Source organism: Micromonospora sp. LH3U1, from assembly GCF_028475105.1.
Lineage (GTDB): Bacteria > Actinomycetota > Actinomycetes > Mycobacteriales > Micromonosporaceae > Micromonospora.
In genome coordinates this window covers 2432858-2449495 of the sequence record NZ_CP116936.1, presented here as the reverse complement: position 1 = coordinate 2449495, position 16638 = coordinate 2432858, and the positions used below count along the sequence as shown (strand labels likewise).

The following is a 16638-nucleotide window of genomic DNA, read 5'->3' as shown; positions in this document are numbered from 1 at the left end:
CATCCGTTCGCGCTGGGGCCCCGCCGACCGCAGGATGGGCGCATGTCAATGACCTTCGCCGTGCCGGTGACCGTCGCCATCGCCCGCCGTGTCGATCCGGGGCGGTCCAGCGAGATGGTGGCCTGGATGCGGGCCGGCACCGCGCTGGCCGAGGCATTCCCCGGGTTTCTCGGCGCCGGCTGGGTGCAGAGCGGCCCCGGTTCGCCGGAGTGGCACATGCTCTACCGCTTCGCCGACGCCGAGACGCTGCACCGGTGGGAGGAGTCGCCGCAGCGGCACTGGTGGCTCAGCTCGGCGCAGGGCATCGTCGAGCACACCCGGGTCGAGCGGCGTACCGGGATCGAGGGCTGGTTCGACCCGCCGCTGGAGCATTCGGTGGACCTGGTGGAGCCGATTCCGCCCGCGTCGCCGCCGAGGTGGAAGCAGGCGGTGACCATCTGGCTGGCGTTCTTTCCGCTGAGCCTCACCGCCACCCTGCTGACCAGCCGTTTCCTCGACGCTGTGCCGCTGGCGGCGCGGGTGCTGCTGATGACGCTCTGCCTGACCCCGCTGATGACCTATCTGGTGCTGCCCCGGATCACCCGGGCGTTGCACTGGTGGTTGCACGGCCAGGCGGCACCCTGGCGGGGCTTGTAACACCCCGCCGCCACCAGCGTCGGCGTTCTGCCGCATACCCGACAGCAACTTCCCGGAAAGCCCCGTCCTACGCATAGAGTTACCGCGCTGTCGCTCTCTGCTGCGGGAACGGGGAATGTCATGCCTCGACGCTGGGTCGCCGCCCTGGCCTGTCTCGCGGCGCTCGTCGCGCTGGCCTGCGAGGGCGGCACCTCCGCGACACCCCGCCCCACCGCGAGCACCCCGCCGTCGAGCGGGCCGGGTGGCATCGCCGCGCTCGGCGACTCGATCAGCACCGGCTTCGCCTCCTGCCTGGTGCTCACCTCCTGCGAGCGCAACTCCTGGTCGACCGGGGACGGCCTGCGCGTGCAGAGCCACTACCGGCGACTGCTCGACCAGAATTCGGCGATCCGCGACCGGACGTACAACCACGCCCGTCCCGGCGCCCGCGCGGACGCCCTCGAAGGCCAGGCCCAGGCAGCGGTACGCGACCGCGCCGACTACGTCACCGTGCTGATCGGCGCCAACGACGTGTGCCGAGGCGGGGTGGACGCGATGACGCCGGTCGCCCAGTTCCGGGCGGACGTCGACCGGGGCCTGCGGGTGCTGCGGACCGGCCGGCCGAAGGCCCGGGTGCTGGTGGTGAGCATCCCCGACCTCTACCGGCTCTGGGAGATCGGGCACGACGACCCCCGGGCGGCACGCGCGTGGCGGCGAGGCATCTGCCCGGCCCTGCTGGCCGAGGCGACCTCGACGGCACCCGTCGACCGGGCGCGCCGGGCCGCCGTCCGGGATCGGATCGACGCGTACAACGCCCAGTTGGTGGCGGCCTGCCGGGCGTACGGCTCACGCTGCCGCCATGACGGCGGCGCGGCGCACAAGATCCGGTTCACCCTGGATCTGCTCAACCCGCTGGACTGGTTCCACCCCAACGCCACCGGCCAGGGCCGGCTCGCCGAGGTGACCTGGCGCGCCTCCGGCATGGCCAACTGACCAACCCGGAGGCGACCGTCAGGGGTGGCGGGGCTCCGGAACGGCGGTGCCCCGTGAGCGGTAGACGGCGCGGGAACGCTGCGCGAGGTCCTTCGTGGCCGACGAGTTGGCCCAGGTGCCGAGCACGATGGCCGCCCCGGGGACGACTTTGGCGACCATCCGCTTGGCGGCCCGGACACCTGCCATCTGGGCCAGCCGGATGCCGAGTTGCAACATGACCCGACCGAGCGGGCGCTGTCCGCCCAGACCGAAGAGCGCGTCGGCGCGTTCCCGGCCGGCGGCCACGCCGAGCGCCAGCCGGGCGCTCTCGGCGACCTTGTGCACGCGTTGTAGGACGAGCAGGTCGGTGGCCCGGTCGCTGTGCACCGGGTCGACGTCGTACGCGGCGGCGATGTGCAGCACCATCCGCGCCTGCGTCCAGGCCAGCACGCCCACATCGATCACGGCGCCGGGCAGCCCGGCAGCACCGGAGACCGCGCCGGACAGACGGGCCAGGTTGACGAACTTGCGGGCCGCCTGGTCGGCCAGGGCGTCGGCCGACACCCCCGGCTGCTCGGTGCGGGCCCGGACGGCCCACTGCACGGCTTCCGGCCCGAGCCGACGCACCGCCTCGAGGGCGAGGTGCTCCGGCGCGTACTGCGGGTCGCCGCGCATCCGGTCCCAGAGACGGGCCGGCGGGCCCTCGGGAGCGTCCGCCGGCCCGGTCGGCAGGCCGACGGACGGCTGAGGAGTGGGGGCGGCGGGCTGGCCGCCGACGGGCGGGGTGTCGGTCACCGGGTCTCCCCAGGGGTGGGAACGGCGGACAGGGCGGCCGATGGGGCGGTCAGCGGCGGCGGTTGGACAGCCGGGCCGCGAGACCCTTGAGCTTCTGCTGGTTGCCGGGCTTGGCCATCTCCCGACGACCTCGCTCGACCAGCTGCTGCCCCTTCGGCGATCTCAGGAACGTGGTGATCCGCTGCATCAGTGACATGGCGTCCTCCTGTCGATGATCCCTCTGTCATGTGTACCCCGAACCCGCAACACATGTACCCGGGACGCCACAGCCTCAACCCTGACCGTCCATAGTGGGCGGAAGGCTACCTCCCCGCCGGCACGATGGCGTCGACGACCCGGGTGGCCCGCCATTCGTGCTGCTGGTAGTGCTCGGGGTACGCGGAGACCTGCACCGCCTGGGCAGCATCGGTGAGCCGCATCCGCTGCCAGCCCGGCACCTGCTCCAGCGCGGCGAGGAACTGCCGGGTGGCGAACGCGGGGTCCATCAGCCGGCCCACCGGGCCCCAGCCGCTGCTGGAGCGCTGCTGGAACAACCCGACCGAGTCGTGGTCCCAGCCGACGCCCTGGTGCGGGTAGTCCTGCGACTCGGGCAGCACACCGCTGGCCACGTTGTAGAGGTTGCTCTCCTGCATGGCGGTGGCCACCGCGATCACCAGACCTCGGCGGGGGACCCCCATCTTGCGGCCGGTGCGGACGATCGCCTCGGCGTTCTCCATCTGGTCCTCGTCGAGCCCGGCGACGGGCGCCGGGTCGGTCGGGGGGACCGAGGCGACCTTCCGGGCCCGCGCGGTGGTGTCCGGGTCGGCGGGGGTCGCCACCGCGGACGGGGCAGCGGTGGGGGTGGTCGGGGCGGCTGCGCGGTCGAGACCACGGGAGGCACGCTGCTGTTCGGCGCGCTGCGCCAGCTCCGAGCTGGAGAGCGGGCCACCCCGGGTCGCCGCGTCGGCGGTCTCGTCGCGGACCTGCGCCACAGCGGCCAAACCGAGGCAGCAGACCACACCGGTCGCCAGCGCCACCTGCGCCCGGCGTCGGCCGGTCAGGTCCCGGGCGTACGCCCGGAGCCGACTCGCGGCGGTTGTCCGTTCGGTTGAGGTGCCATCCTCCGTATCGGCAGTGGGGCTGCTCGGGGCGTACGGGTCGTCGAGGGTGCCGTCGTCACGCATCAACCGAGGCTAGGCAGGTGGAAACCCTGATCACGCACGGTGATCACGTGGTGCTCGCCACAGATCGGGCCGGTACTGGTGGACGACCGGGACGGGTCGACGCGCCCGGGGAACGTACCTCGCGTACCGGATGAAGCTGGCGCCGCACGCAGGCGGACACGGCGGGCGACAGGCCCGGACATCGGACCACCCGGCCTGACATGATCGACAAACTCGGCCTTTGGGCCGAACCAGCCCTCGGCCGATCGGTCGACGGGACCAGCCTGGCGGCGTAATCAGATGATTAGTCCGGGGACGTCCATCCCCCGGGCGACGGATCGCCCCGCGCAGGAATGCACCAGGATGGCGGGTAGTTTGCCCGAACGGGTGCCCTCCATCGTGTCGGCATCCCGCAGGCACATTTCAGGGAGGTCCGCACCGGTGCTCGACCCACACGAGCTCTACCAGCTCACCGACGATTTGCCCGACCTCGGGCAACCGGTCCTGATCCAGGCCCTCACCGGGTTCGTGGACGCCGGCAACGCCAGCCGGCTGGCGCGCGAGCAGCTGCTCACCTCGCTGGAAGGCCGGCCGATCGCCACCTTCGACGTCGACCAGCTCTTCGACTACCGGTCACGACGACCGGTGATGACCTTCGTCGAGGACCACTGGGAGAGCGTCGACGCGCCCATGCTGGAGCTGCACCTCCTGCACGACGACGACGAAACCCCGTTCCTGCTGCTCACCGGCCCCGAGCCGGACCTGCAGTGGGAGCGTTTCGTGGCCGCCGTCGCCGGGCTCGCCGCCCGACTGGACGTCCGGCTCACCGTGGGGCTCAACTCGATCCCGATGGCGGTACCGCACACCCGGCCGACCGGGGTGACCGCGCACGCCACCCGCCCCGAGCTGATCAGCGGGTACGAGCCCTGGCTGCAACGCGTCCAGGTGCCCGGCAGCGTCGGTCACCTGCTGGAGTTCCGCCTCGGCGAGCAGGGCCGCGACGCGCTGGGCTTCGCCGCCCACGTGCCGCACTACGTGGCGCAGACCGAGTACCCGGCCGCCGCCGAGGTGCTGCTCGCCTCGGTGTCACGCAGCACCGGGCTGCTGCTGCCCGGCGACGGACTGCGCTCGGCCGCCGAGGTGGTTCGGGTGGAGATCGACCGGCAGGTGGCCCAGACCGAGGACGCCGCAGCCCTGGTCCAGGCCCTGGAGGAGCAGTACGACGCGTTCGCCCGAGGTCGGGGCGAGAAGAGCCTGCTCGCCCCGGATGCCGGGCCGCTGCCCACGGCCGACGAACTCGGCGCGGAACTCGAACGGTTCCTGGCCGAGCAGACCCGTCCTGGCGACACCCCGGGCAGCTGACTGACCCGGCGTCCCGGGGGCGGATGCGGCAGGCTGGGGGCATGCGCCTGGCGACCTGGAACGTCAACTCGGTGAAGGCCCGCCTACCCCGGCTGTTGGAGTGGCTGGCCGACACCGGGCCGGACGTCGTCTGCCTACAGGAGACCAAGTGCCCGGACGGCGCCTTCCCGGTGACCGAGGTGGGCGAGTTGGGCTACACCGTGGCCAGCCACAGCGACGGCCGGTGGAACGGGGTCGCCATCCTGTCCCGGGTCGGGCTGGACGACGTCCGGGTCGGGTTCGCCGGTGAGCCCGGCTTTCCCGACCCGGAGGCCCGCGCCATCTCCGCCACCTGCGACGGGGTGCGGGTCTGGTCGGTGTACGTGCCCAACGGCCGGACGCCGGACGACCCGCACTACGCGTACAAGTTGGCCTGGTTCGCCGCGCTGCGCGACGCGCTGGAGGCGGAGTTGACCGGCGGGCTCCCGCTGGCCGTCAGCGGCGACTTCAACGTCGCCCCGACCGACGCCGACGTCTGGGACCCGGCGCTCTTCACCCACTCCACCCATGTCACCCCCGCCGAGCGGGCGGCCCTCGCCGCGCTGCGCGACCTGGGCCTCAGCGACATCGTGCCCACCCCGATGAAGGGGCCACACCCCTACACCTACTGGGACTACCGGGCCGGGATGTTCCACCAGAACAAAGGCATGCGAATCGACCTGGTGTACGCGTCCGCGCCGTTCGCGCGGGCGGTCCGCTCGGCGTACGTGGACCGGGAGGCCCGCAAGGGCAAGGGCCCCTCCGACCACGCCCCGATCGTGGTCGACGCCGACCTGGTGCCGGTGGTCGAGACGTTCTGAGCCTCGGCCTGCTGGTGGTGGCTAGGGTGGGCAGATGGCAGTCGTGAAGATCAACGCAATCGAGGTCCCGCCCGGTGGCGGCGCGGAGTTGGAGAAGCGGTTCGCCGCCCGAGCCGGCGCGGTGGAGAACTCCCCCGGCTTCCTCGGCTTCGAGCTGCTCCGCCCGGTGGCCGGCGAGACCCGCTACTTCGTCTACACGAAGTGGGAGACCGAGGAGGCCTATCAGGCCTGGGCCGCCGGCCCGTCGCGCGCCGCCCACGCCACCGCCCCAGGCGAAAAGCCGCGCCCGCCCGTCGCCACCGGCGCCAGCCTCCTGGAGTTCGAGGTCGCCCTGCACGTTCCCCAGCCCTAGCCAGGCCTCCTGACGCTTGATCCACTCGGGATCGGTGAGATCGGGGTGTCTGAGTCCGCGGGACACCCCGACATCACCGACACCGTGTCGATCTTGCAGGCCGGTGGACTGGGTGGGATTCAGGGCTTGCGGGAGGACTGCAGGGTGGCGAACGCGATGACGTTGTCGGCGTAGCCGGTCCGTCCGCCGATGAACTGACCACCGCAGGTGATCAGCCGCAACCCGGGCGGCCCGTCGTGGCCGTAGATCCGTTCGCCGGGCAGTTGGTCCTTCGGGAAGTGCTCCACGGTGTCGACCCGGAACACCACCACCGATTCGTCCGCCCGGGCCACCTCGATCAGGTCGCCGGGGTGCAACTTGCCAAGGTCGTAGAAGACCGACGGGCCGGTCTTGGTGTCCACGTGCCCGACGATCACCGCCGGGCCAGGCTCGCCCGGCGTGGGCCCGCGGTCGTACCAGCCGGTCTCGTTGTGCCGCTCCAACGGCGGTACGGCGATCGAGCCGTCCCGTGCCTGTCCGACGGGTGCCACCGGCGCGGCGACCTTGATCGCCGGCACCGAGAGGCGCACCGGGCGACTGGCCGACATCGCGACCGACTCGCTGCGGGCCGGCCGGTCACCGCCGGTCGGGGCCAGGTCGAAGGGGCCGACCGAGCGGCCGAGGCCCGCCCCGGTCGCGAAGACCCCGGCCAGCACCAGCACCACCGCCAACGGCACCGACCAGCGGCTGCGGTCGGACGAACGGCCGGAGGGACGGCTACGCCGAGGCGCGACGGCGGTCGCCGGGCGAGCGGCCACCGCCGGACGATCGGAGGTCAGCGGGCGGTCGTCCAGCGGCCAACGATCACCCGCCAGCCGACTGTCATCCACCGACGGGCGGTCAGGCGGCGGGGGGTGAAAGATCTCCATGGCGGGCTCAGCGGCGGGCAGCGCCACGGACCGGACGCGGCCGCCGCAGCGCCACCACGGCGAGGATCAACCCGGTGATGGTCAGCGCCGCGCCGCCGGGCAGCAGCAGGCTGCTGGCCCCGCCGTCGGCACCCCCACCGAAGCCGGTGGCCGGGCCGCGACTGGGCTGCACCGGAACCTTCTTGACCACCTGGAGCATGGTCGAGGCGGTCTCGCCGTCGCGGCACTCAAGCTTGACCCGGTAGTTGCCGGGGCGGGTGCGCTCGCGCACCATCGGCGCGGCGGTGAGCACCCCACGCTGCGGCTGCACGCCGACCGCGCCGAAGGCGTCGGAGACAACGGTGGCGCCCACCGAGTTGTCCCGGCAACTGGCGCGGATGCCGACCAGGTAGCCGGGCTGCACCGTGCTGGGGCTCACCTCGACGAAGATGTCCACCGCCGGTGTCGGCTGCGGTGCGCCACCCGGCGGGCCTTCGGGCTGCGGAGCGGGTGCGACGGCGGCGGGCTGGAGAGCGCCGGCCGCCGGGCGTACGAGGCCGGCGGGCTGGAACGCGGACACGGTCGCGGCCGAGAAGGTCGGCGCGGCGGCAGACTGGGGCGCGGCGAGTGCGGGGGCAGCGGCCAGCAGAGGGCCGGCGAGCACGGTCACCACGGACAGGATCACGCCGCCACGGGTCACTGTCACGATGCCCCCTCTCGACGCCGTGCGGCCGTGTCGGGCAGCGGAGCACCCGACCTGCCGTACCAATTGGATCCTCTCATTTCCGGTCGCACATCACATCCGATCCGCCGGCGGCGTCGCGTACGCTCGGTTCGCTGTGACCGCCACCGACCATGACCCCGCCGTCCCGCCCGTGAGCCGGACGATCCGCACGTTCCACCCCCGTCGGGGTCGGATGAGCGACCGGCAGACCGACGCGCTGAGCCGGCTCTGGCCCGCGTACGGCCTGGATGTGCCGGACGGGCCGGTCGTGCCCGTCGACCTGGCCGACCTGTTCGGTCGCCGGGCGCCGGTGGTGCTGGAGATCGGCTCGGGCATGGGCGACACCACCGCCGCGATGGCTGCCGCCGACCCGGATCGAGATTATCTGGCGGTCGAGGTGCACACGCCGGGAATCGCGAACCTGCTCGACCTGCTGCACCGCGGCGGCCTGAGCAACGTGCGGGTGGCGCAGGGCGACGCGTTGTCCCTGGTCAACGGCTTGCCCGAGGGTGTGCTGGACGCCGTGCACATCTTCTTCCCGGACCCGTGGCCGAAGGCCCGCCACCACAAGCGGCGGATCATCCAGCCGGCGCACGTGGCGCTGCTGCGGTCCCGGCTGCGGCCCGGCGGCACGCTGCACTGTGCGACCGACTGGGCCGAGTACGCCGAGGCGATGCGGAACACCCTGGATGCGGACCCGGGGCTGGTGGACGCGTACGGCGGCTTCGCGCCGCGTCCGGCGCACCGCCCGGTGACGAAGTTCGAGCGGCGGGCGATCACGGCCGGCCGGCCGGTCGCCGACCTGCTCTACCGCCGACGGTGACCGCCGGGGCGTCCGCGACGGCCGACCGCCGGTCCGGCGAGGCGTCCGTGACGCCCGGACGGGGGTTCCGGGGGGCGTACAGGACGCCCGGACGGGGGTCCGGCGGGAGCCGGGTTGGCGCGCGAGGGCATGATCCAGGCACCATGGACAGGCTATGACGCTCACCGCCGCGCTGCCGACAAGCGCAGACCCCGACACCCTCTTCGACGCATTCGCCGGTTGGGCGAAGGAGCGCGGCCTCGACCTCTACCCCCATCAGGAGGAGGCGGTCATCGAGATCGTCTCCGGCGCCAACCTGATCATGAACACGCCCACCGGCTCGGGTAAGAGCCTGGTGGCGGTCGCCGCGCACTTCGCGGCCCTCGCGGACAGCCGGACGACCTTCTACACCGCGCCGATCAAGGCGCTGGTGTCGGAGAAGTTCTTCGCCCTGTGCGAGGTCTTCGGCGCCGAGAACGTCGGCATGCTCACCGGCGACGCCAGCGTCAACGCCGATGCCCCGATCATCTGCTGCACGGCGGAGATCCTGGCCAACCTGGCGCTGCGCGAGGGCGCGAAGGCCGACGTCGGCCAGGTGATCATGGACGAGTTCCACTTCTACGCCGAGCCCGACCGGGGTTGGGCCTGGCAGGTGCCGATCATCGAGCTGCCACAGGCCCAGTTCATCCTGATGTCCGCCACCCTGGGAGACACCACCCGCTTCGTCGACGACCTGACCAGGCGTAATGGCCGGCCGACCGCCGTCGTCCGCTCGGCCGAGCGGCCGGTGCCGCTCATCTTCTCGTACGCGATGACGCCGCTGCACGAGACGCTCGAGGAGCTGCTGGAGACCAAGCAGGCCCCGGTGTACGTGGTGCACTTCACCCAGGCCGCCGCGCTGGAACGCGCCCAGGCGCTGACCAGCGTCAACGTCTGCACCCGCGCTGAGAAGGACATGATCGCCGAGGCGATCGGTGGTTTCCGGTTCACCGCCGGCTTCGGCAAGACGCTCTCCCGGCTGGTCCGGCACGGCATCGGCGTGCACCACGCCGGCATGCTGCCCAAGTACCGCCGACTGGTGGAGACCCTCGCCCAGGCCGGCCTGCTCAAGGTCATCTGCGGCACCGACACCCTCGGCGTCGGCATCAACGTGCCCATCCGCACCGTGCTGTTCACCGGCCTGTCCAAGTACGACGGGGTCCGTACCCGGCTGCTCAAGAACCGGGAGTTCCACCAGATCGCCGGGCGGGCCGGCCGGGCCGGCTACGACACCATCGGCCGGGTCGTGGTGCAGGCCCCCGAGCACGTCATCGACAACGAGAAGGCCCTCGCCAAGGCCGGCGACGACCCGAAGAAGCGGCGCAAGGTGGTCCGCAAGAAGCCGCCGGAGGGCTCAATCGGCTGGGGCCAGCCCACCTTCGACCGACTGGTCGACGCCGAGCCCGAGCCGCTGACCTCCAGCTTCCAGGTCAGCCACTCGATGCTGCTCAACGTGATCAGCCGCCCCGGGGACGCGTTCGCCGCGATGCGGCACCTGCTCACCGACAACCACGAGGACGCCACCGCGCAGCGCCGGCACATCCGCCGGGCGATCGCCATCTACCGCGCGCTGCGCGCCGGCGAGGTGGTCGAGGAGCTGCCCGAGCCCGACGAGACCGGCCGGCGGGTCCGGCTCACCGTCGACCTCCAGCTCGACTTCGCCCTCAACCAGCCGCTCTCTCCCCTCGCCCTGGCCACCATCGATCTGCTCGACGCCGAGTCCCCGTCGTACGCCCTGGACGTTCTCTCGGTGATCGAGTCGATCCTCGACGACCCCCGGCAGATCCTGTCCGCGCAGCAGTTCAAGGCGCGCGGCGAGGCGGTGGCCGCGATGAAGGCCGAGGGCATCGAGTACGAGGCCCGCCTCGAACTGCTCGACGAGGTGACCCACCCGAAGCCCCTCGCGGAGCTGCTGGAGGCCGCGTACGAGATGTACCGGCAGAGCCAGCCGTGGGTCGCCGACCACCAGCTCTCCCCCAAGGCCGTGGTCCGCGACATGTACGAGCGGGCCATGACCTTCACCGAGTACGTGCAGTTCTACGGGCTGACCCGCTCGGAAGGTCTCGTCCTTCGCTACCTGGCCGACGCGTACAAGACGTTGCGGCAGACCGTGCCCGAGGACGCCAAGACCGAGGAGCTGATCGACCTCATCGAGTGGTTGGGCGAGCTGGTCCGCCAGGTCGACTCCAGCCTCATCGACGAGTGGGAGCGGCTGCGCAACCCGTCCGACGTGGCCGAGGTGGCCTTGGCGCACGCCGCCCTGACCGACCGGCCACCGGCGGTGACCCGCAACGCGCGGGCGTTCCGGGTGCTGGTGCGCAACGCGCTGTTCCGCCGCGTCGAGCTGGCCGCGCTGCGCCGCTGGGACCTGCTCGCCGAGTTGGACGCCGAGGACGGCTGGGACTACGACGCGTGGGCCGACGCGCTTGCGCCGTACTTCGAGGAGTACGACTCGATCGGCGTCGGGCCGGACGCCCGAGGGCCGGCACTGCTCATGATCGAGCAGGGGCGGGAGCGGTGGACCGTCCGGCAGAGCTTCGACGACCCCAACGGCGACCACGACTGGGGCATCAGCGCCGAGATCGACCTGGTGGCCTCCGACGAGGTCGGCGCTGCGGTCGTCCGGATCACGGACGTCGGCCAGCTCTGACGCCCGCCATCACCCGGCCGGGGCGGCAGCCTTGATCCGGCGCACCGCCTCAGCGGCACCCTCGTTCCAGGGGGTGCCGTGGCCGGGGAGGATCCACGTCGCCCGCAGGTCCTCGATGCGGGCCAGCGAGGCGAGTGCCAGGGCCGGATCGTCGGTGAACGGCGCCGGCTGCGGGCCCGACCGGCCGGTCAGCACGTGTCGGGTGGTGAGCGCGTCGCCGACGAACACGGCATCGGCGATCGGCACGTGCACGGCGATGCTGCCCGGCGAGTGGCCGGGCATCCCGATGACGCGCGGAGCGCCGGGCAGGTCGAGCACCTGACCGTCCCGCACGGTGATCACCTCGCTGAGGTACGTCGTGCGCAGCACACCCTTGCGGCCCGCGTACATCAGGAAGCTGGCCACGGCACCCACCTTGAAGGTCCCGAAGGGCGACTTGGACTTGACCTCGCCGCGGGCTCGGGCGGCGTCCGCCTCGTGCACGTAGACCGGTACGCCGTGGTCGCGCCGGAGCCGCTCGGCGAAGCCGATGTGGTCGGTGTCGCCGTGGGTGAGGATCAGACCTCGGACGTCGGCGAGCGAGCGACCCATGGCGGACAACTCCGCCAGCAGCTCCGACCAGTGACCGGCGAGGCCGGCGTCCACGACGGTCACGCCCTCGTCGGTCTCGACGAGGTACGCGGCGACGATGTCGTTGCCGATGCGGTGCAGATGCGGCCCGAGCTTCATGGTTTCCTCCAAGGTGATGCCGTTCCCTGATAGCTACGATACATAGCCATGATGCCTAAGCGCCATAGCTATCATGGGTGACGAGCGTCGCCCACCCCGGAAGGAACCCCCCGCATGCCGACTCCCGACCGGACGTCCCTCGCCGACATCGTCGCGGCCGCCCGCCAGATCCTGGAGTCCGAAGGGCTTCCGGGCCTGACCATGCAGGCGGTCGCCCAGCGGGTCGGCGTCCGCGCCCCCTCGCTGTACAAACGGGTCCGCAATCGCGACGACCTCATCCGGCTCGTCACCGAAGCAACCGTGCACGACCTCGGCGAGCAGCTCACCGTAGCCGGCAGCGGCGATCCGGGCCGAGACCTCGCCGAGTTGGCCCACGCCTTCCGCGCGTTCGCCCACGCCCAACCCGCGGGCTACCACCTGATCTTCACCAGCGGCCCCGCAGACACCAGGCCCAGCCTCGACATTCTCACCCGAGCGACCGCCCCCGCCCTACGCCTCGCCGCGGAACTCGCCGGGCCCGAGCACGCCCTGTCAGCCGCGCGCATGTTCACCGCCTGGGCAAACGGCTTCATCAGCATGGAGCTGGCGGGTGCCTTCAACCTCGGCGGCGACCTCGACGAGGCCTTCGCGTTCGGCATCGACCGCCTGACCGCCGCCCTGACGACCCTGGACCCGCCCCGACCGTCGTTCGACACCGGCCGTACGCCCGGGACGACGCCGCCGAGGCACGGACGACAACCTCGACCGGCCGAGTGAGTGCCGGCCGGCAGCCCAGGTCTCCGGAAACCGCACATCTCCGGACCCCAGATTCGCTGGGCGATGTCAGACCCGTCGATTAGAATGTATGTACTAATCGAGTTCCTGACCTGGGAGGACGCTCGTGACAGTGCCCGCCTCCACGCCCCTCACCCCCTACGCCACACTGCTCGGTTTCACCCGCTACGTCGACCGCACCGGCCCCACCAAGGCGACCTTCGTGGGCGGGCTGCGCAAGCAGCGCGCCAGCAGGTCCGGCTTCAACCCGCACGGCCAGTTCGTCAAGGCGCTCAAGGCCGACATCGCCTTCCACACCGGCGGCACGCACCTGACCGGGGTGGTCGACGTGGTCAAGCCACGATGGCGCCCGCTCTACCAGGCGCTCGTCCCCGGCGCCACGGCCTGGCTGCACTCCCTCGGCGATCCGGCAGCCGTCGACCTCGCCCAGACCCGCGATGCCCTGGCGATGCTGGGTGACCTACCCGTCAAGATCAACCCTCACTTCGGCGTACGCCACGCCGACGGCCGCGCCGAAGCGATCCGCCTGCACTTCGACGAGACCCCACCGAGCGAGGAGTCGGTGCTCGCCACCCTGCACCTGATGGCCCGACACATGGACGCGGTGCTCCCGCACGCCGAGCCGATCCTGGTCGACATCCGCCGCGGCCAGGCCCACCGCATGCCCAGCGACGCCAAGCCCGACCAGATCGAACGGTGGCTGTCCGGCGAAGCCGCCGCCTTCCGCGCCATCTGGTCCACCGCCGCCTGACCACCCACCCGCCACCCCCGCACCTGCCCACCTGCCCGCCGGGACGCCGCCGGGCATGATCACGCTCGATCCAGGATGTAGTGGCCTCGCGTTCTCGGGAGGCCACTACATCCATGTTTGAGCGTGATCATGGGGACAGCGGCGTGCACCGACGCGAGGTGCGATTGATGGTTATCCACAGGGGCAGCGTCGCGTGCGGGTCATCGACCAGCCTGGAGCCCATGCCGAAAGCTCCTCGACGGCCGCCGCAGTTGCGTGGTCGGGTCTTCCGTGGCTCAGTCGCGGTCTCGCGCGGTCTGCTGACCCGAAACGACCTGCGTAGCTCAGCGTGGCGGCCACTCTTCCGGGACGTCTATGCCGATTCCCAGGTCAAAGTCACACACAGGGTCAGGTGCGCCGCCGTCGGGCGCTGGTTGATCCCACCCGGAGCGGCCATCGCGGGGCGCTCCGCAGCGGCCTTGTACGGCTGCGCGGCACCGACTCCGAGCGAGCCAGTTGACGTGCTGGTTCCCAACGAAGCCCGGATCGGGGCGACTACCGGCCTGCGGGTCCACCATGGGCAGATCGACCCCGGCGACACAGCGAACAGGGCAGGGCTCAGGGTGACCAGCCCCGCGCGGACCTGCTGGGATCTCGCCCGTTGGCTTGATGTGGTCGAGGCGGTGGTCGTCATCGACACCATGCTGGCCAGCCGGCTTACCGACGTGCCAGCTCTGCGCGAGTACGCACTCAGTCGGGCTGGTCGGCGGGGCTGGCGGTCGCTGCTGCGTGCGGTCGATCTGGCCGACGCTGGCGCGGAGTCACCCCAGGAGTCCCGCACGCGGGTGCGGTTGGTGCTCGCCGGCCTGCCCAGGCCTCAGACACAGTGGGTCGTAGCCGACCAGGGCCGGTTCGTGGCCCGGCTTGACCTGGCCTGGCCGCAGTTCAAGGTTGCGGTGGAGTATGACGGGCTCTGGCACAACGATCCCGAGCAGTTCCATCGGGACCGCCGACGGCTCAACCGGCTTCTCGGCGACGAGTGGATCGTGCTGCACGTGACTGCCAGGCGCCTGCGGGATGACTTCGACGGATTCCTCGCAGAGGTCAGGGCCGCCCTGCGGACGCGATCCCGCTCGCCCTGGGCACAATGATCGCGCTCGAACACAGAAGTAGTGGCCTCCCCTTCAATGGAGGCCACTACTTCCTGGATCGAGCGCGATCACGGGCCCGCACGACCCGGCGCCGGCACGGCCGGCGCAGGGCGCCGTGCGGTTGGGGCAGGGGCACTGAGGGGGTCAGGCGGCGGGGAGGTACTTCGTCAGGTCGTCGAGGATCTTGTTGGCGGCACCGACGCCGATGCCCGTCATCCAGACCTCGTCGGAGACGGGGTACGCCTTGCCGGCCTTGACGGCGTTGAGGCCCTTCCAGAGGGTCCCGCCGGCGACCTTGGTCTGCTCGGCAGCGGCCTTGTCGCCGTACGCGGTCACGAAGATGACGTCACCGTCGACCTCGTTGATCCGCTCGGGGCTGACGAGGTCGAAGCGCTTGTCTTCCTTGTTGGCGAGCAACTGCCGCTCGGGGCGGCCCAGGCCGGTGTCGCCGATGACGATGCCGGAGAACGAGTCCGGGCCGTACACCCGGATGTTGCCGGGCAGGAACCGCACGATCGACACCTTGCGTGCGGCGGCGTCGCCGAGGGTGGCGCCGAAGTCCTTGGCCCGCTTCTCGTACGCGCCGAGCAGGTCCTTGGCCTGCTGCTCGCGGCCGAGCGCCTTACCGTCGAGAAGGAGGTTGTCCTTCCAGGTGATGCCCACCTTCTCGGTGAACACGGTCGGCGCGATGGCGGCCAACTCGTCGTAGAACTTCTCCTGGCGGAACTTGCTGCCGAGGATGAGGTCCGGCTTCAGCGCGTTGATCGCCTCCAGGTCGGGCTCGGTGAGCACCCCGACCTCCTTGATGCCGGCGAGCTTGTCCGCGCCGAAGTACGTCGGCCAGCTCTTGGCCTCACCTGCGGTGGCGGCGCCGACGGGCGTGATGCCCAGCGAAAGCGCCGTGTCGATCTTGTCGGTGTCGAGCACGACGACGCGCTTCGGCTCGGCCGGGACCTTGGTGGTGCCCATGGCGTGGGTGATCTCCCGGGTCTCCCCGGTGGCGGAGCCGGCGACCGGGTCGCTCTCACCGCAGGCGGTGAGTCCGACGCCGAGGGCGGCGGCCGCGGCGAGAGCGGCGACGAGACGACGCATCAGAGTCCTTTCGAGGGGTACGAGCCGGCGAGCGGGGTGGCCGCATCGCCGCTGGCGGGTCGGGCGTCCGGCACGGACGCCGTCGACGAATCGGGACCACCCGCGTCAGCGGACGCGACGACCGAGCCACCCGCGTCGCCAGAGGCGATAGCCGGGACGGCAGCATCGGCGGACGGGGTGACCGGGGCGGAGGGGCCGCCGGTGTACGCGGGCACCACCAGCGGCGCGCCGGTCACCGGGCAGGGCACGACCACGCAGGCCAGCCCGAAGACGTCGCGGACCAGGTCGGCGGTGAGGATCTCCCGGGGCGGTCCGGCGGCCACCACGGCACCGTCGCGCATCGCGACCAGGTGGTCGGCGTAGCGGGCGGCCTGGTTGAGGTCGTGCAGCACGGCGACCACGGTGCGGCCCCGCTCGACGCGCAGCCGGTGCAGGAGGTCCAGCACCTCCACCTGGTGTGCCAGGTCGAGGAAGGTGGTCGGCTCGTCCAGCAGCAGGGCGTCGGTGTCCTGGGCGAGCGTCATGGCGATCCACACCCGCTGCCGCTGACCGCCGGAGAGGCTGTCCACCGGCCGGTCGGCGAGGTCGGTCACGTCGGCCAGGGCCATCGCCTGGTCCACCGCCGCGCCGTCCTCCGACGACCATTGCCGCCACCAGCGCTGGTAGGGCTGCCGGCCGCGCCCGACCAGGTCGGTCACGGTGACGCCCTCGGGCACCAGCGGGCTCTGCGGCAGGACGCCGAGCCGCCGGGCGACGTCCCGGGTCGGCAGGTCGCGGATCGCGGTGCCGTCCAGCAGCACCGTTCCCCGGCGCGGGGTGAGCAGCCGGGCCATCGTGCGCAGCAGGGTGGACTTGCCGCACGCGTTCGGTCCGACGATCACGGTGAACGCGTCGGTCGGCAGGTCCAGGTCGAGCCCGTCGAGCACGGTCCGCTCGTCGTAGCCGGCGACCAGGTCGCGGGTGGAGAGCATCACACGACTCCT

18 protein-coding genes are annotated in these 16638 nt (G+C 71.8%); 10 read left to right on the top strand and 8 right to left on the bottom strand.

What is annotated here, in order from left to right:
* Nucleotides 1–42 precede the first annotated feature (42 nt).
* Complete coding sequence (locus PCA76_RS11095) at nt 43–636, top strand: antibiotic biosynthesis monooxygenase (protein ID WP_272617254.1); 594 nt, start codon at nt 43–45, stop codon at nt 634–636.
* 120 nt (nt 637–756) lie between these two features.
* Nucleotides 757–1608 carry a GDSL-type esterase/lipase family protein gene (locus PCA76_RS11090; RefSeq protein WP_272617252.1) on the top strand — a complete coding sequence of 284 codons (852 nt, stop codon included), beginning with the start codon at nt 757–759 and terminating at the stop codon, nt 1606–1608.
* An 18-nt stretch (nt 1609–1626) separates the two neighbouring features.
* On the opposite strand, the gene PCA76_RS11085 is transcribed toward PCA76_RS11090, so the two are convergent.
* From PCA76_RS11085 to PCA76_RS11075, 3 genes are all read right to left on the bottom strand, one after another.
* Entirely contained in the window at nt 1627–2382 is a 756-nt protein-coding gene (locus PCA76_RS11085; RefSeq protein ID WP_272617250.1) for an EcsC family protein, read from the bottom strand.
* 49 nt (nt 2383–2431) lie between these two features.
* Complete coding sequence (locus PCA76_RS11080; RefSeq protein ID WP_167457721.1) at nt 2432–2578, bottom strand: hypothetical protein; 147 nt, start codon at nt 2576–2578, stop codon at nt 2432–2434.
* Nucleotides 2579–2684: 106 nt separating this feature from the next.
* On the bottom strand, nt 2685–3545 hold the full coding sequence (locus tag PCA76_RS11075; RefSeq protein ID WP_272617247.1) for a peptidase M23: 861 nt from the start codon (nt 3543–3545) through the stop codon (nt 2685–2687).
* Between the two features lie 420 nt (nt 3546–3965).
* Here PCA76_RS11075 and PCA76_RS11070 point away from each other — a divergent pair, with 420 nt between their 5' ends.
* Genes PCA76_RS11070 through PCA76_RS11060 form a run of 3 tightly spaced genes read left to right on the top strand, consistent with a single transcriptional unit; the run spans nt 3966 to nt 6077 of the window.
* Nucleotides 3966–4886, top strand: coding sequence for a proteasome assembly chaperone family protein (locus tag PCA76_RS11070; RefSeq protein ID WP_272617245.1), 921 nt, complete (start codon nt 3966–3968; stop codon nt 4884–4886).
* 41 nt (nt 4887–4927) lie between these two features.
* A complete protein-coding gene (locus tag PCA76_RS11065; protein ID WP_272617243.1) occupies nt 4928–5725 on the top strand; it encodes an exodeoxyribonuclease III in 798 nt (265 codons plus the stop codon).
* 34 nt (nt 5726–5759) lie between these two features.
* Entirely contained in the window at nt 5760–6077 is a 318-nt protein-coding gene (locus tag PCA76_RS11060) for an antibiotic biosynthesis monooxygenase family protein (RefSeq protein ID WP_272617241.1), read from the top strand.
* Nucleotides 6078–6196: 119 nt separating this feature from the next.
* Here the strand turns inward: PCA76_RS11060 and PCA76_RS11055 are convergent, their stop codons facing one another.
* Entirely contained in the window at nt 6197–6895 is a 699-nt protein-coding gene (locus tag PCA76_RS11055; protein WP_442930252.1) for a class F sortase, read from the bottom strand.
* Nucleotides 6896–6992: 97 nt separating this feature from the next.
* Nucleotides 6993–7673, bottom strand: coding sequence for a hypothetical protein (locus PCA76_RS11050; protein ID WP_272619304.1), 681 nt, complete (start codon nt 7671–7673; stop codon nt 6993–6995).
* Between the two features lie 130 nt (nt 7674–7803).
* Between PCA76_RS11050 and trmB the strand changes: the two genes are divergently transcribed.
* Both trmB and PCA76_RS11040 read left to right on the top strand, forming a co-directional pair.
* Nucleotides 7804–8511, top strand: coding sequence for a tRNA (guanosine(46)-N7)-methyltransferase TrmB (gene trmB / locus PCA76_RS11045; RefSeq protein WP_442930218.1), 708 nt, complete (start codon nt 7804–7806; stop codon nt 8509–8511).
* 154 nt (nt 8512–8665) lie between these two features.
* A complete protein-coding gene (locus PCA76_RS11040; protein WP_272617239.1) occupies nt 8666–11179 on the top strand; it encodes a DEAD/DEAH box helicase in 2514 nt (837 codons plus the stop codon).
* Between the two features lie 9 nt (nt 11180–11188).
* On the opposite strand, the gene PCA76_RS11035 is transcribed toward PCA76_RS11040, so the two are convergent.
* Nucleotides 11189–11908 carry an MBL fold metallo-hydrolase gene (locus tag PCA76_RS11035; RefSeq protein WP_272617237.1) on the bottom strand — a complete coding sequence of 240 codons (720 nt, stop codon included), beginning with the start codon at nt 11906–11908 and terminating at the stop codon, nt 11189–11191.
* A gap of 114 nt (nt 11909–12022) precedes the next feature.
* On the opposite strand from PCA76_RS11035, the gene PCA76_RS11030 reads away from it, so the two are divergent.
* From PCA76_RS11030 to PCA76_RS11020, 3 genes are all read left to right on the top strand, one after another.
* Nucleotides 12023–12664 carry a TetR/AcrR family transcriptional regulator gene (locus PCA76_RS11030; protein ID WP_272617235.1) on the top strand — a complete coding sequence of 214 codons (642 nt, stop codon included), beginning with the start codon at nt 12023–12025 and terminating at the stop codon, nt 12662–12664.
* Nucleotides 12665–12788: 124 nt separating this feature from the next.
* Complete coding sequence (locus PCA76_RS11025; RefSeq protein ID WP_272617233.1) at nt 12789–13433, top strand: hypothetical protein; 645 nt, start codon at nt 12789–12791, stop codon at nt 13431–13433.
* Nucleotides 13434–14035: 602 nt separating this feature from the next.
* On the top strand, nt 14036–14563 hold the full coding sequence (locus tag PCA76_RS11020) for a hypothetical protein (RefSeq protein ID WP_272617231.1): 528 nt from the start codon (nt 14036–14038) through the stop codon (nt 14561–14563).
* Between the two features lie 144 nt (nt 14564–14707).
* On the opposite strand, the gene PCA76_RS11015 is transcribed toward PCA76_RS11020, so the two are convergent.
* Nucleotides 14708–15655: an ABC transporter substrate-binding protein gene (locus tag PCA76_RS11015; RefSeq protein WP_272617229.1), complete on the bottom strand. Its 948-nt coding sequence runs from the start codon at nt 15653–15655 to the stop codon at nt 14708–14710.
* Nucleotides 15655–16626 carry an ABC transporter ATP-binding protein gene (locus PCA76_RS11010; RefSeq protein WP_272617227.1) on the bottom strand — a complete coding sequence of 324 codons (972 nt, stop codon included), beginning with the start codon at nt 16624–16626 and terminating at the stop codon, nt 15655–15657. The genes PCA76_RS11015 and PCA76_RS11010 overlap by 1 nt, the downstream gene beginning before the upstream one ends.
* Nucleotides 16627–16638 lie beyond the last annotated feature (12 nt).